Below are 13112 nucleotides of genomic sequence, written 5' to 3' on the forward strand. Positions count from 1 at the left end.
CGCGGATCCGCGTCACCCGGTCAGATTCCACTGGAGACTCCCCCACCGATGACTGCTCCCATCTCCCGCGGGCACAACCCGCTGCGCGATCCCGACGATCGCCGCCTGAACCGGATCGCCGGGCCCAGCGCCCTCGTGATCTTCGGCGTCACGGGCGATCTGTCGCGCAAGAAGCTCATGCCCGCCGTCTACGACCTCGCCAACCGCGGCCTGCTGCCTCCGGGGTTCGCCCTCGTCGGCTTCGCGCGCCGCGACTGGGAGGACCAGGACTTCGCCCAGGTGGTGTATGACGCGGTCAAGGAGCACGCGCGCACCCCGTTCCGTGAGGAGACGTGGGCGCAGCTGCTGCAGGGGATCCGGTTCGTCTCAGGGGAGTTCGGCGATCCGGAGGCGTTCCGTCGGCTGCGGGAGACCGTCGAGAAGCTCGACGTCGAGCGCGGGACGATGGGCAACCACGCCTACTACCTGTCCATCCCGCCGAAGCAGTTCCCGCTCGTCGCGCAGCAACTGCGCGATTCCGGCCTCGTCGACGGCAAGGCCGACTCCGACGAGCACTGGCGGCGTGTCGTCATCGAGAAGCCGTTCGGCCACGATCTGGCGTCCGCGCGCGCGCTGAACGACGCGCTCGAGGGCACCTTCCCCGCCGACTCGATCTTCCGGATCGACCACTACCTCGGCAAGGAGACGGTGCAGAACATCCTCGCGCTGCGTTTCGCGAACGAACTGTACGAGCCGATCTGGAATCGCAACTACGTCGACCACGTGCAGATCACGATGGCCGAGGACATCGGCGTCGGAGGCCGTGCCGGCTACTACGACGGCATCGGGGCGGCGCGCGACGTCATCCAGAACCATCTGCTGCAGCTGCTCGCGCTCACCGCGATGGAGGAGCCGATCAGCCTCAGCGCCGCGCATCTGCGCGCCGAGAAGGAGAAGGTCCTCGCCGCGGTCACCCTTCCGGACGACCTGAGTCTCGCGACCGCCCGCGGACAGTATGCGGGTGGTTGGCAGGGCGGAGAGCAGGTCACCGGATTCCTCGACGAGGAAGGCATGGACCCCGAGTCCACGACGGAGACGTACGCGGCCGTCAAGCTCGAGATCAACACCCGCCGCTGGGCCGACGTGCCCTTCTACCTCCGCACGGGCAAGCGCCTCGGTCGCCGGGTCACGGAGATCGCGGTGGTGTTCAAGCGCGCGCCCGAGCACCTGTTCGCCAGCGGCCAGACCTCGGAACTCGGTCAGAACGCCCTCGTCATCCGTGTGCAGCCGGATGAAGGCGTCACGCTCCGCTTCGGATCGAAGGTGCCGGGCAACGGCACCAACGTCCGCGACGTGACGATGGACTTCGGCTACGGTCACGCCTTCACCGAAGCCAGCCCCGAGGCGTACGAACGCCTGATTCTCGACGTGCTGCTCGGTGATCCGCCGCTGTTCCCCCGCCACGAGGAGGTCGAGCTCTCCTGGAAGATCCTCGATCCCGTCGAGGAGTTCTGGGCCGCGGAGGGCGGCCCGCTGGAGCAGTACGCTCCCGGATCCTGGGGGCCGGCGTCCGCCGACGCCCTCCTCGCCCGCGACGGACGTGTCTGGAGGCGCCCGTGATCATCGATCTGCCCGACACCACGACCAGCCAGGTCGCCAAGAACCTCGTCAAGGCGCGCGAGGAGGGCGGCGTCGTCGCCCTCGGTCGCGTGCTGACGCTCATCATCGCCTCGACGGACGAGGACGTGGAGGCCGCGATCGACGCCGCCAACGACGCGTCCCGCGAGCACCCGATGCGCGTGATCGTGCTGACGACGAGCGAGGGAGAGGCGCATCTCGACGCTCAGATCCGCGTCGGCGGCGACGCGGGCGCGAGCGAGGTCGTCGTGCTGCACGCGTACGGCGCCGCCGCCAGCAACGAGGAGAGTCTCGTCACCGGGCTGCTCCTGCCCGACGCCCCTGTCGTGGTCTGGTGGCCGACCGTCGCCCCTGAGGCTCCGGCGGAGTCCCCCCTCGGCCGGATCGCGCAGCGCCGCATCACGGATGCCGCGACGGCGGGCGACGTGCGCGCGCAGCTCGACGTCCTGGGTCGCACGCATGTGCCGGGCGACACGGATCTCTCCTGGACGCGGCTCACGCACTGGCGCGAGCAGCTCGCCGCCGTGCTCGACCAGCCCCCGTTCGACGAGGTCACCGCGGTCGAGGTGCGCGGCGCGGCGGATTCGCCGTCCACCGCGCTGCTCGCGAGCTGGCTCGGTCTGGCGCTGGACGTGCCGGTCCGGTGGGCGTACGAGCCCGTGTCGGACTGGGCGCATGGAATCAAGTCCGTCCGACTGACCCGGGCGAACGGCGACATCCTCCTCGAGCGCCCCGTTCCCGGCTCCGCGATCCTTACTCAGCCCGGTCAGCCCGATCACGAGCTGCACCTTCCCCGGCGGACGTTGCGCGAGTGCCTGGCCGAGGAGCTGCGGCGGCTCGACCCGGACGTGCTCTACGGTCGCGTCATCACGGAGGGCTTCGCACAGCTCGCCGCTCCGGAGAAGGTCGGCTGACGTGGCGGCCGATCCCGTGCGCCGTGTCGTCATCGGCGCCGATCCCGCCGTGCTCGCGCGGGTCGTCGCCGACCGCTTCCTCGTACGCGTGCTCGCACGTGTCCGGCAGGGCCGCATCGCGCACATCGCCCTGACGGGCGGCAGCATGGGGGGCGCCGTGCTCCGTGCGGTGGCCGAGGATCCCCGCACCGCAGGTCTCGACTGGTCCCTCGTCCACTTCTGGTGGGGCGACGAGCGATTCGTCCCCGCGAAGGATCCGGATCGCAACGCCGGGCAGGCGCGCGAAGCACTGCTTGACCGCCTTCCAATCCCTGCCGAGAACATCCACGAGATGGCACCCAGTGACGCGGGTCTGAGCCTCGACGACGCCGCCTCCGCGTATGCCGAGGAGCTCGCCCGCTTCGGCGACGCCGACCGTGCGTGGCCGTCTTTCGCCGTCTGCTTCCTGGGTGTCGGCCCCGATGGGCACATCGCCTCGCTGTTCCCCGACCGTCCGGAGATCACGGTCGTCGACGCCGCTGTGCTCCCGGTGCGGGACTCTCCCAAACCGCCGCCGGAACGGATCACCCTTACTCGACCGGTCATCAACGCGTCGAAGCGCGTCTGGCTCGTGCTCACCGGCGCGGAGAAGGCCTCCGCGCTCGGGCTGGCGCTGGCGGGAGCGAACTACGAGAACGTCCCCGCCGCGGGCGCGAAGGGGCGCAAGCGCACCGTGTTCTTCGTGGACGAGGCGGCGGCCCTCGAGGTCGCGCCCGACCTCATCGACATCGACTACTGAACCGGCAGGCGGTCCGAGTCGGGCGCCGCGGTCTGCCCCGGGGTCAGGCCCCGTGCTCGCGGCTCGGGCCGTCGCCGGCGCGGTCGCCCCTGTCCTCGCGCGCGAGCGGGGAGACGTTCGGCGGCCACGGCTCGCCGTCCACGGTCGGAGGATCGCCTGCGGTACGGCTGTCGTCTTCGCCGTCGCCGGAGCTGCCCCGGGTGATCGGCAGCTCCTGGCTGTCGTTGACGACCTGCGGGTGATACCGGGCGAGCGTGACGACGCCCCAGCCGGCGATCGCGCCGGAGATGCCGAAGGCGAAGAAGACCCAGGGCGGCGCCGCGGACCCCTCCTGGAGCACCAGGAGTCCGATGAGCACCGCGACCATGGGGTCGACGACCGTGAGTCCCGCGATCACGAGGTCGGGCGGGCCCGAGCTGTAGGCGGTCTGCACGAAGTAGGCGCCCGCCGATGCGGCCGCGATGAGCGCGATGACGCACACGACCGTCAGCCAGTCGAACTGACCGAACTGGATGCGGCTGATGATGACCTTGGCGAGCGTGGCGACGAATCCGTAGAGGATCCCCGCTCCCGTGACGTAGAAGAGCGCTCGCATCCTGCGCCGCAGGATCAGCCAGCAGGCCCCGAGCAGGATGATGACGAGCAGCAGGATGGTCAGGATCGTGAACAGCTGCGTCTCGGTGATCTCGTGCTCGGCAGCGAAGAGGGCGGCGAACAGCACGAAGATGAAGATCCCGCCGACGCACGCGACGATCGAGATGATCGACCGTCTCGTCGGTGAGACACCGGTGACGCGGGCGTTCAGGAGCGTCGTGATCACCAGGGCGATCGCGCCGAGAGGCTGCACGACGATGAGCGGGGCCTTCGTGAGCGCCGCGAGCTGGCACACGATCGCGAGGGCCAGCATGAGCGTTCCCGCGATCCACGACGGTCGCGTCAGCAGTCCGCGCACCTGCACCCACGTGAGCCCGGTGGTGCCGACGGAGCCGCTGATGCGCTCCACCTTCTCCACGCCCCGATGCTGGTACTGCGCGCCGAGCGACATGAAGACCGCACCGGCGAGGGCGAGCGGGATGCCGAAGAGCAGGCCGGGGTTTCCGAAGACTCCGGCGAGGTGATCGCCGACGTCCTCGGTCATGATCCGCGTCAGTTCCCGATACACCCTTCGACCATACCCGCCGATCCGCGCGGACTAGGGTTGACGCGTGGCTGTGCTTCCGATTCGCATCATGGGCGATCCCGTCCTGCATTCCCCCGCCTCCCCCGTCGATGAGATCACCGACGAGATCCGCACTCTGGTCGCGGACATGCACGAGACGATGGATCGAGCCCCCGGCGTCGGGCTCGCCGCGCCACAGGTGGGCGTGGGGCTGCGCATCTTCGTGTACTCGTACGTCGACGAAGACGAGAACCCGTGGCGCGGCGAGATCATCAACCCCGTGCTCTGGATGGCGCCGCTCGAGCCGGGCTCGCCCGATCCCGACCTCGAGTCCGAAGGTTGCCTCTCCTTCCCCGGTGAGCGTTTCGCCCTGCGCCGCTCCGAGCGCGTGCTCGTGACCGGAACCGACCTCGAAGGGGGCGAGGTGCGCATCGAGGTCGACGGCTGGCGGGCTCGCATCATGCAGCACGAGTTCGATCATCTCGACGGCGTCCTCTACGTCGACCGGCTCGACGACGGGGACTGGAAGACGGTCCAGAAGATCGCCCGCAAGCGCGGCTGGGGTCGCCCCGGCGCGAGCTGGACGCCGGGCATCGACGACCTCGAAGGCTGAGCAGGCCGCCCCCGGAGACGCTGTGCAGCGACGCGCCCGGGAGTCCGGCCGTGGCGGTCCGCGCGAGGATCCTTTGCTATAGTTGACGAGTTGCCCGCCCAGCGGGGAGCATTCCTCGGTAGCTCAATTGGCAGAGCAGCCGGCTGTTAACCGGCAGGTTCTTGGTTCGAGTCCAAGCCGGGGAGCTCACAAGCCCCCACCCGATCCGCTCGGGTGGGGGCTTTCTGCTGTCGCTCCTCCCCGCGTCCGGGCATGATGAGCACATGCCCATCCCCGGGACAGCTCCGACCCACGCCCGGCTACGCAGAACGGCGACCGTCGTGATCGCCGCGATCATCGCGCTGGCAGGGCTCGTCGTGGGCTCGGAGACGCTGCGGGCCGCGGGCGACGCGGTGGAGTCGCCCGGTCGAGCCTCCTTTTCCAGGGCACCGGATCCGCTCCCCCCGGGCGCACCAGGCACGATCGTCCGCGACGAGGAGTTGATCGGCGCACCCCTCTTCGCCCGGGGGTGGCGGCTGATGTACCACTCGACGGATCTGCATGGCGCCGATGTCCTTTCCACCGGCGTGCTGATCGCTCCTCTCTCCCCCGCGCCTCCCGGCGGTCGCATCGTCGTGTCCTGGGCGCATCCGACGACGGGATCCGCCATGGCGTGCGCGCCGTCACTCCAGGACGATCCCTTCCTGCTCATCGAAGGGCTGCGGACGTTGCTCGACCGCGGCTATGCGGTCGTCGCGACCGACTACACCGGGATGGGCGTCGAGGGACCCGACTCCTATCTCGTCGGAGCGACCGAGGCGCACAACGTCCTCGACGCGGTGCGGGCTGCGCAGCACGTCGAGGACGCGCACGTCGGAAACCGCGTCGTGCTATGGGGGCACTCCCAGGGAGGACAGGCCGTGCTGCGTGCCGCAGAGGAAGCGGCCGACTACGCTCCGGAGCTCCGCATCGACGCGGTCGCCGCGGCGGCCCCCGCAGCGGACCTCGGCCGGCTTGTGTCTGCTCACCTCGACGACATCTCCGGGGTGACGATCGGCTCCTATGCGTTCGCGGCCTACGCACAGGTCTACGCGGACGTGCCGGGCACGCAGCTCGAATCCGTCCTGACCCCTCAGGCCGTCGCGATCTCCTCCCGCATGAACGCGCTCTGCCTGCTCTCCGATCTCGGCGAGCTGCACCGGATCGGACAGCCGCTGGTGGGACGGTTCTTCCGCATCGATCCCACGACCGCGGAGCCCTGGAAAACCCTGCTTCAGGAAAACTCGGCCGGAGGGCGCGCCTTCGACGCCCCGCTCTTTCTCGCACAAGGCTCCCAGGACACCCTCGTCATCCCTGCGGACACCCGCGCTTTCGCCGTCCACGAGCGTGCCCTCGGTATCGCGGTGACCTACGACACGATCCCGCTCGCCGACCACGGCACCGTCGCCTACCTCGCGCTCCCGGCCCTCACCACGTGGCTCGACGAGGTCATCCCGGCGAACTGAACTGTGTCAGCCGGCAGGCTGGGCTCCTGGTGTCCACAGGAGGTCGGCGCCGGATCCCCGGGCGACCACGTGGCCCTCGCGGATCATCAACGTCTCCGCACCGAGCTCCCGCGCGAACGCGGCGTCGTTGCTGACGAGCAGCGCGGCCATGCCCTGGTCCCGTCGGCGTCGGGTGATCGCGTCGAAGACGACGTGCCGGACCTCCAGGTCGAGGTTCGCGAGCGGCTCGTCCGCGATGAGCACCCTCGGTTCGAGGACGAAGGACCGGGCGATCGCCACGCGCTGGCGCATGCCCGCGCTCAGCTCGTACGGGAACGAGGAGGCGAGCCCGAGCGGCAGGTGCAGTTCGTCCAGAAGCGTGGCCACGCGGATCGCGAGAGCCTTGACGTTCACGCGGCGTTCGCGCTGCAGGATCGGCTCCGCGATGATCTCCTGCACCGTCAGCTGCGGCGTGAGGCCCGCCCCGGCGCTCTGCGGAAGGAAGCCGACCCGATAGGTGAGTTCTCGCAGGCGTCGGCCGGGATGGCGCACGGACACCCCGCAGACGGTCGCGGATCCGCCGACGACCCTGATCGACGGATCCGTCGCACCGGCGAGCGCACTCACGAGGGTGGACTTGCCCGAGCCCGTCGCCCCGGAGATGCACATCAGTTCACCCGCCGGCAGGGAGAAGCTCACGCCGTCGATCGCGCGCGTCGGGGCGGAGTGGCCGATCCGATCGATCACGATGTCCTCGCAGACGATCGCCGCTGATCCGTCCTCTGTCGCACGCGCCATGCGTCCATCCTGCCCTGTCCGCCGCGCGTCCGCGATCAGGATTCGAGGAACCCCTGACGTTCCGCGTCGAGATCCCGCAGCCGCACACGGAGCGCCCTGCCGCCGTCGGAGTCGGCAGGCAGACGCTGCACTTCACCGAGCAGCTCGTTCTTCTCCCGCTCCAGCCCGCGCACGATGACCCGCTTGCACAGGCCGGTCGCCGACGCCCTCGCGCCTTCCTCGTCACGTGCGGGGAACGCGGCCATGAGCAGCTCGCCGGCCAGGGCGCGATACGGTTCGCGGACGGCGTCGACCGCCTGCAGCGCCCATCCGGGCCGCTGCCGCTCCGGATGCTGCGCGACCGCTTCGCGGATCGCATCGAGCGCGGGAACGGCGAACGCGACGCCCATCGCGCGCTGCAGCAGCGCCGCGTCCAGCTGATGCCCGTACTGCAGCGCGCCCATGAGCGCGTCGCGCTCCAGCGCGGCATCGCCGGTGCGCGGAAGCGTAGCCAGGGTCACGAGCGTGATCGGGGTCGCACCAGGCTCCGTCTCTCCCCGCCCCTGCCGCTCCGCGGGTGTCTGCGGGGATGTCGCCGCATCGCCGGTCCGTCGACGCCCCTCGTTGCGTCGCACCTCGGCGTGCACGTCCGTGGGATCCATTCCCAGCCTGCGGGCGAGGATCCGCTCGTACTCGGGGCGGAGCAGCGCGTCGCGGATCTCGGCGACGATCGGCGCCGCGGCCCGCAGCGCACCGACGCGGCCTTCCGCGGTGGACAGATCGAAGGCGCCGATCTTGCGATCGATGACGAACTCGAACATCGGGACCTTGGTCGCCATGAGCGCCCTGACCGCCTGATCGCCGCGCTGCAGCCGCAGGTCGCACGGGTCCAGGCCATCGGGCGCGACGGCGACGAAGGTCTGCGCGTTGAACCGGTCGTCCTCGGTGAATGCGCGCAGAGCGGCCTTCTGCCCGGCCTCGTCACCGTCGAAGGTGAAGACCACCTCGCCCGCCGCGGAGTCGTCGCCCATGACGCGGCGCAGCAGTTTGATGTGCTCGGCGCCGAAGGCCGTGCCGCACGTGGCGATCGCCGTCGTGACCCCGGCGAGATGGCACGCCATCACGTCGGTGTAGCCCTCGACGACGACCACGCGCTTGGGATCGCCGCGGGAGATGTCGCGCTTGGCCAGGTCCAGCCCGTACAGCACCTGGGCCTTCTTGTAGATCGGCGTCTCCGGGGTGTTCAGATACTTCGGGCCCTGATCGTCGTCGTAGAGCTTGCGTGCGCCGAAGCCGATGGTCTGGCCGGTGACGTCCCTGATCGGCCACACCACGCGCCCACGGAAACGGTCGTAGACGCCGCGCTGCCCTGTCGACACCAGGCCCGCCGCCGTCAGCTCCTCCCGCGTGAAGCCCTGCGCCGTGAGGGCCTTGAGCATCCCCTCCCACCCACGAGGCGCATACCCCACCCCGAAATGCGCGGCCGCGCCTGCGTCGAACCCGCGCTGCCCGAGGAAGGCGCGGGCCGACTCGGCCTCCGGGGTCAGCAATTGGCCGCGGAAGAACTCCGCCGCCGCCGTGTTCGCGGCGTAGAGCCGGCTGCGCCCGCTGGTCTCGGGCGCCGGTCCCCCGTCCTCGTAGTGGAGCGTGTAGCCGACGCGAGCGGCGAGACGCTCCACGGCCTCGGTGAAGCTGACGTGATCCATCTCGCGGAGGAAGGAGTAGACGTCGCCCGAGGCCCCGCATCCGAAGCAGTGGTAGTAGCCGACCTGCGGCCGCACGTGGAAGCTGGGACTCTTCTCGTCGTGGAACGGGCACAGGCCCTTCATGGATCCGACACCGGCCGACTTGAGCGCCACGCGCTCGCCGACGATGTCGGCGATGTTCGTGCGCGACTTCACTTCGTCGACGTCGGCCTGCCGGATCCTCGGCATCAGTGCGCGCCGCGTCCTGCGGGCACCCCGCCGGCCAGGGCTGCGGTCGTGTGCGCGGCACGGGCGCGCGCACCCGGACGTGCATGACGCGGGCTCCAGATGCCCACCTCGGCCGGATCGATGTCGCCGACGAGGCGGTTGTGCCAGTCGACCGCGGTCTGGTCGGTCAGGCTGGCGATCTGATCGACCACGACCCTGGCCCGACCGGCGTCCGAGTCCGCCGCGTGGAAGTCCGCCGCGAAGGCTGGTTCGAGCACGTCGGCCCCCGCAGTCCACAGCGCGTCCGTCGACCAGAGGGCGTCGGCGAGTCGGGTGAGCACCCGCCGCTGCTCCTTGTAGACGCCGCGGCGGGCATCGATCGTGACGATCGCCTGGCCCATGATGCCCTTGAGCACCGCGATCTCCGCCTCGATCACGTTCGGAACAACCACATGCGCGTTGTAGCGCGCGAGGGTGTCTCCCGGGTAGGACTCACGGGTCGCCGCGACGGCCGCGCGCGCGAACCGCCCGATCATGTCGCTGGTGAGGTTCTTCAGGCGGGCGAGATCCCGTCGCGACCGATCGAAGGACGTCAACCACATCGGTTGCCGGGTGAGCCGGTAGAGCGCGTCGGCGAGATCCTCGCGGGTGTAGTCGTAGCCGACCCACTGCTGGATCCGCCCGACGAGCGCATGGTGCTCCGCCGGGTCGGCGAGCTGTGCGACATCGAGATAGCCGTTGACGATCGCGTCCTCGAAGTCGTGCACGGAGTAGGCGATGTCGTCGGAGAGATCCATGATCTCCGCCTCGATGCAGCGCAGTCGCCCTGGCGCGCCCTCGCGCATCCAGCGGAAGACGTCCTCGTCGTCGGGATAGACCCCGAACTTGAGGCGACCGCCCGGATCCGGCAGGGGGCTGTCCGCCGTCCAGGGGTACTTGCAGGTCGCATCGAGGCTGGCCCGCGTGAGGTTGAGCCCGACCGAGCGGCCGTCGTCGTCGAGGACCTTCGCCTCGAGACGGGTGAGGATGCGCAGCGACTGCGCATTGCCCTCGAAGCCGCCGATGTCCTCGGCCCAGTCGTTGAGCGCTCGCTCGCCGTTGTGCCCGAACGGTGGATGCCCGAGGTCGTGGCTGAGGCAGGCAGTGTCGACGACGTCCGCCGAGACGCCCAGCGCCACCGCGAGCTCACGCCCCACCTGGGCCACCTCCAGGGAGTGCGTGAGCCTGTTGCGGGCGAAGTCGGCGGTGCTGGCAGGGCTCAGCACCTGGGTCTTCGCGGCGAGCCGACGCAGCGCCGCCGAGTGCAGCACGCGTGCACGATCGCGCGCGAAGTCGTCCCGCTCGGATCGGTGGGTCTCCGCGAAGAAACGGGCCGCGTCGTGCGCGGCGTAGCCTTCGGCGTAGGGCCTGCCGCCCACCGATGCCTCAGCCGCCACTGTTCTCGACCTCCGCGCCGCGCATCATGTCGGTCGTGTCCGCCGCGACCTCGCGGGAGTCCAGCCATCCGTCGGGCAGCGCGGTGCGCTTGGGAGTGCCCGCGCGGCCGCGCTGACCCTCGGCCGGGGCGCCGGGGTACGGTGCGTCGCCCAGCCCGCCGAGGATGTCGTCGATCTCCTGGAGCGTCGACACCCGGGCGAGCGCCGACCGGATGTCTCCCCCGACGGGATAGCCCTTGAAATACCAGGCGACGTGCTTGCGGATGTCCTTGCAGCCGCGATCCTCGTCCTCGAAGAACTCCACGAGGAGCTCCGCGTGGCGCCGGAACGCCTCCTTCACGAACCCGAGCGTCGCATCCACCCGCGTGGCGCGCTCGTCCCCGAACGCACCGGCCAGCTCGCCGAACAACCACGGACGTCCGAGGCATCCCCGCCCGACCACGACCCCGTCGCAGCCCGTCTCCGCCATCATCCGCAGCGCGTCGTCCGCGCTCCAGATATCGCCGTTTCCAAGCACGGGGATCGACGTGACGGCCTGCTTGAGCTCTCCGATCGCCGGCCAGTCGGCGTGCCCCGAGTAGTACTCGGAGGCCGTTCTGGCGTGCAGGGCCACGGCGGCCGCACCCGCGTCCTCCGCTGCGCGTCCGGCATCGAGGAAGGTCAGGTGCTCCCGGTTGATGCCCTTGCGCATCTTGACCGTGAGCGGCACGTCGCCCGCCGCTCTGACGGCGCGCTCGACGATCTCCGAGAACAGGCCGATCTTCCAGGGCAGCGCCGCGCCGCCGCCCTTGCGGGTGACCTTGGGCACGGGGCATCCGAAGTTGAGGTCGATGTGGTCGGCGCGGTCCTCCGCGACGATGATCCTCACGGCCTCCGCGATCGTGGTCGGATCCACCCCGTAGAGCTGGATGGATCGCGGCGTCTCGCTCTCGTGATGCTGGATCAGACGCATCGTGATCGCGTTGCGCTCGACGAGGGCGCGCGACGTGATCATCTCGCTGACGTAGAGACCCGCGCCGTACTCGCGGCAGAGTCGACGGAAGGCGGTGTTGGTGATGCCCGCCATCGGCGCGAGCACGACGGGGACGTCGATCCGGAGCGGCCCGATCTGCAGCGGGCGGACGGAAGCGGGAGCAAGAGTCATATCCCCTCCATTGTCCCAGATCTGGAGCCGGTCGTGCCCGCCCCGCCTAGGCTGTGCACTATGTCAGAGACTCCCGTCCGCCAGATCCCGTTCTCCGACGCCGAGGGGGCCGTGCGCACCCTCGACGACTACGGCACGGGACCGGTCCTCGTCGTCAACGTCGCATCGAAGTGCGGGCTGACCCCGCAGTACGCGCAGCTCGAGGAGCTGCAGCGGCGCTTCGGCGATCGCGGTCTCACCGTCGTGGGCTTCCCCTGCAACCAGTTCTTCGGCCAGGAACCGGGGTCCATGGAGCAGATCCTCGATTTCTGCTCGACGACCTACGGGATCTCGTTCCCCATCAACGAAAAGGTGAAGGTCAACGGCCGCAACGCCGCGGAGCTCTACAAGTCGCTCAAGCAGACGGAGGACGGCCACGGCAAGTCCGGACGGGTGGAGTGGAACTTCGAGAAGTTCCTCGTCGCGCCCGACGGGTCGGTGCGCCGATTCCGCCCCCGCCAGGTGCCGGAGGATCCGGAGATCGTGTCGGCGATCGAAGCCGCCCTGGGCTGAGCCCGGCTCAGTCCCCGGTGTCGGCCGGAACGTCCTTAGGCTCTGCTCCGCGCTCGGCCCAGAGGTCCCGGAGCACGTTGGCGAACGCCTCGGGCGGCTGCGCCCCACTGACGCCGTACTTGCCGTCGATCACGAAGAACGGCACGCCCTGGATGCCGTACGCCTGGGCCTGCGCCTGGTCCTGACGCACGTCGCTCAGATGGCGCCCGCTGGTGAGCGCCTCGTGGGCGGCGTCGCGGTCCAGGCCGATCTCCTCGGCGAGGTCTGCGAGGTCATCGACGCGACCGACGTGTCGGCCCTCGGTGAAGTACGCGGACATGAGCCGCTCCTCCATGTCGTGCTGGCGCCCCTGCGCCTTGGCATGGTGGAGCAGCTCGTGGGCCTTCACGGTGTTCGTGTGCTGGAGCAGGTCGAAGCGGTAGTCGAGACCCGCGTCCTTGGCGATCCCGGTCACCCGTCCGAGCATCTCCTCGACCTGCGCGCGAGGCATGCCCTTGTGGCCCATCAGGAAGTCGGCCTCGTCCCCCGAGAAGTCCACCGGCGTGTCCGGCGAGAGCTCGAAGGAGTGGAACGTGATATCCACCTCCGGAGGGTTCTCCCCCTCCGCGAGAGCGGCCAGCCCGGCCTCGAGATTGCGCTTGCCGATGTAGCACCACGGGCAGGCGATGTCGGACCAGATGTCGATCGAGATGGGTTGGCTCACACGGTGGTCAACCGTGCCCGGGCGCCCGCTATTCCGGCTCACG

At 69.9% G+C, this 13112-nt stretch carries 12 protein-coding genes and 1 tRNA gene; 7 read left to right on the forward strand and 6 right to left on the reverse strand.

Annotation, left to right across the window (positions count from 1 at the left end):
• Nucleotides 1-48: 48 nt before the first annotated feature.
• Genes zwf through pgl form a run of 3 tightly spaced genes read left to right on the forward strand, consistent with a single transcriptional unit; the run spans nucleotide 49 to nucleotide 3309 of the window.
• Nucleotides 49-1599 carry a glucose-6-phosphate dehydrogenase gene (gene zwf / locus Q0P88_RS03620; protein WP_295011156.1) on the forward strand — a complete coding sequence of 517 codons (1551 nt, stop codon included), beginning with the start codon at nucleotides 49-51 and terminating at the stop codon, nucleotides 1597-1599.
• A complete protein-coding gene (locus Q0P88_RS03625; protein ID WP_295011158.1) occupies nucleotides 1596-2531 on the forward strand; it encodes a glucose-6-phosphate dehydrogenase assembly protein OpcA in 936 nt (311 codons plus the stop codon). Before zwf ends, Q0P88_RS03625 begins: the two co-directional genes overlap by 4 nt.
• 1 nt (nucleotide 2532) lies before the next feature.
• Nucleotides 2533-3309 (forward strand): 6-phosphogluconolactonase, encoded by a 777-nt coding sequence (gene pgl, locus Q0P88_RS03630; RefSeq protein ID WP_295011160.1) that lies wholly within the window; start codon nucleotides 2533-2535, stop codon nucleotides 3307-3309.
• Nucleotides 3310-3352: 43 nt separating this feature from the next.
• On the opposite strand, the gene Q0P88_RS03635 is transcribed toward pgl, so the two are convergent.
• Nucleotides 3353-4447, reverse strand: a complete 1095-nt coding sequence (locus Q0P88_RS03635; protein ID WP_295011440.1) for a DMT family transporter — start codon at nucleotides 4445-4447, stop codon at nucleotides 3353-3355.
• A 67-nt stretch (nucleotides 4448-4514) separates the two neighbouring features.
• Between Q0P88_RS03635 and def the strand changes: the two genes are divergently transcribed.
• The 3 genes from def (at nucleotide 4515) to Q0P88_RS03650 (ending at nucleotide 6565) form a co-directional block, all read left to right on the forward strand.
• Nucleotides 4515-5081, forward strand: coding sequence for a peptide deformylase (gene def, locus Q0P88_RS03640; RefSeq protein WP_295011162.1), 567 nt, complete (start codon nucleotides 4515-4517; stop codon nucleotides 5079-5081).
• 112 nt (nucleotides 5082-5193) lie between these two features.
• A tRNA-Asn gene (locus Q0P88_RS03645) sits at nucleotides 5194-5266 on the forward strand.
• 78 nt (nucleotides 5267-5344) lie between these two features.
• Entirely contained in the window at nucleotides 5345-6565 is a 1221-nt protein-coding gene (locus tag Q0P88_RS03650; protein ID WP_295011164.1) for an alpha/beta fold hydrolase, read from the forward strand.
• A 6-nt stretch (nucleotides 6566-6571) separates the two neighbouring features.
• Here Q0P88_RS03650 and Q0P88_RS03655 read toward each other — a convergent pair whose 3' ends face one another.
• From Q0P88_RS03655 to dusB, 4 genes are read right to left on the reverse strand one after another with little or no spacing between them, the layout of a single operon-like run.
• A complete protein-coding gene (locus tag Q0P88_RS03655) occupies nucleotides 6572-7342 on the reverse strand; it encodes an ATP-binding cassette domain-containing protein (RefSeq protein WP_295011166.1) in 771 nt (256 codons plus the stop codon).
• Between the two features lie 35 nt (nucleotides 7343-7377).
• Nucleotides 7378-9255 carry a DNA primase gene (gene dnaG, locus Q0P88_RS03660; RefSeq protein WP_295011168.1) on the reverse strand — a complete coding sequence of 626 codons (1878 nt, stop codon included), beginning with the start codon at nucleotides 9253-9255 and terminating at the stop codon, nucleotides 7378-7380.
• Nucleotides 9255-10670, reverse strand: coding sequence for a deoxyguanosinetriphosphate triphosphohydrolase (locus tag Q0P88_RS03665; protein WP_295011169.1), 1416 nt, complete (start codon nucleotides 10668-10670; stop codon nucleotides 9255-9257). The genes dnaG and Q0P88_RS03665 overlap by 1 nt, the downstream gene beginning before the upstream one ends.
• A complete protein-coding gene (dusB, locus tag Q0P88_RS03670; protein WP_295011172.1) occupies nucleotides 10660-11814 on the reverse strand; it encodes a tRNA dihydrouridine synthase DusB in 1155 nt (384 codons plus the stop codon). Before dusB ends, Q0P88_RS03665 begins: the two co-directional genes overlap by 11 nt.
• Before the next feature lie 60 nt (nucleotides 11815-11874).
• On the opposite strand from dusB, the gene Q0P88_RS03675 reads away from it, so the two are divergent.
• Nucleotides 11875-12366 carry a glutathione peroxidase gene (locus tag Q0P88_RS03675; RefSeq protein WP_295011174.1) on the forward strand — a complete coding sequence of 164 codons (492 nt, stop codon included), beginning with the start codon at nucleotides 11875-11877 and terminating at the stop codon, nucleotides 12364-12366.
• A gap of 7 nt (nucleotides 12367-12373) precedes the next feature.
• On the opposite strand, the gene Q0P88_RS03680 is transcribed toward Q0P88_RS03675, so the two are convergent.
• Nucleotides 12374-13069 (reverse strand): DsbA family protein, encoded by a 696-nt coding sequence (locus Q0P88_RS03680; protein WP_295011176.1) that lies wholly within the window; start codon nucleotides 13067-13069, stop codon nucleotides 12374-12376.
• Nucleotides 13070-13112 lie beyond the last annotated feature (43 nt).

The sequence above is a fragment of the uncultured Microbacterium sp. genome (genome assembly GCF_945952435.1).
GTDB lineage: Bacteria > Actinomycetota > Actinomycetes > Actinomycetales > Microbacteriaceae > Microbacterium.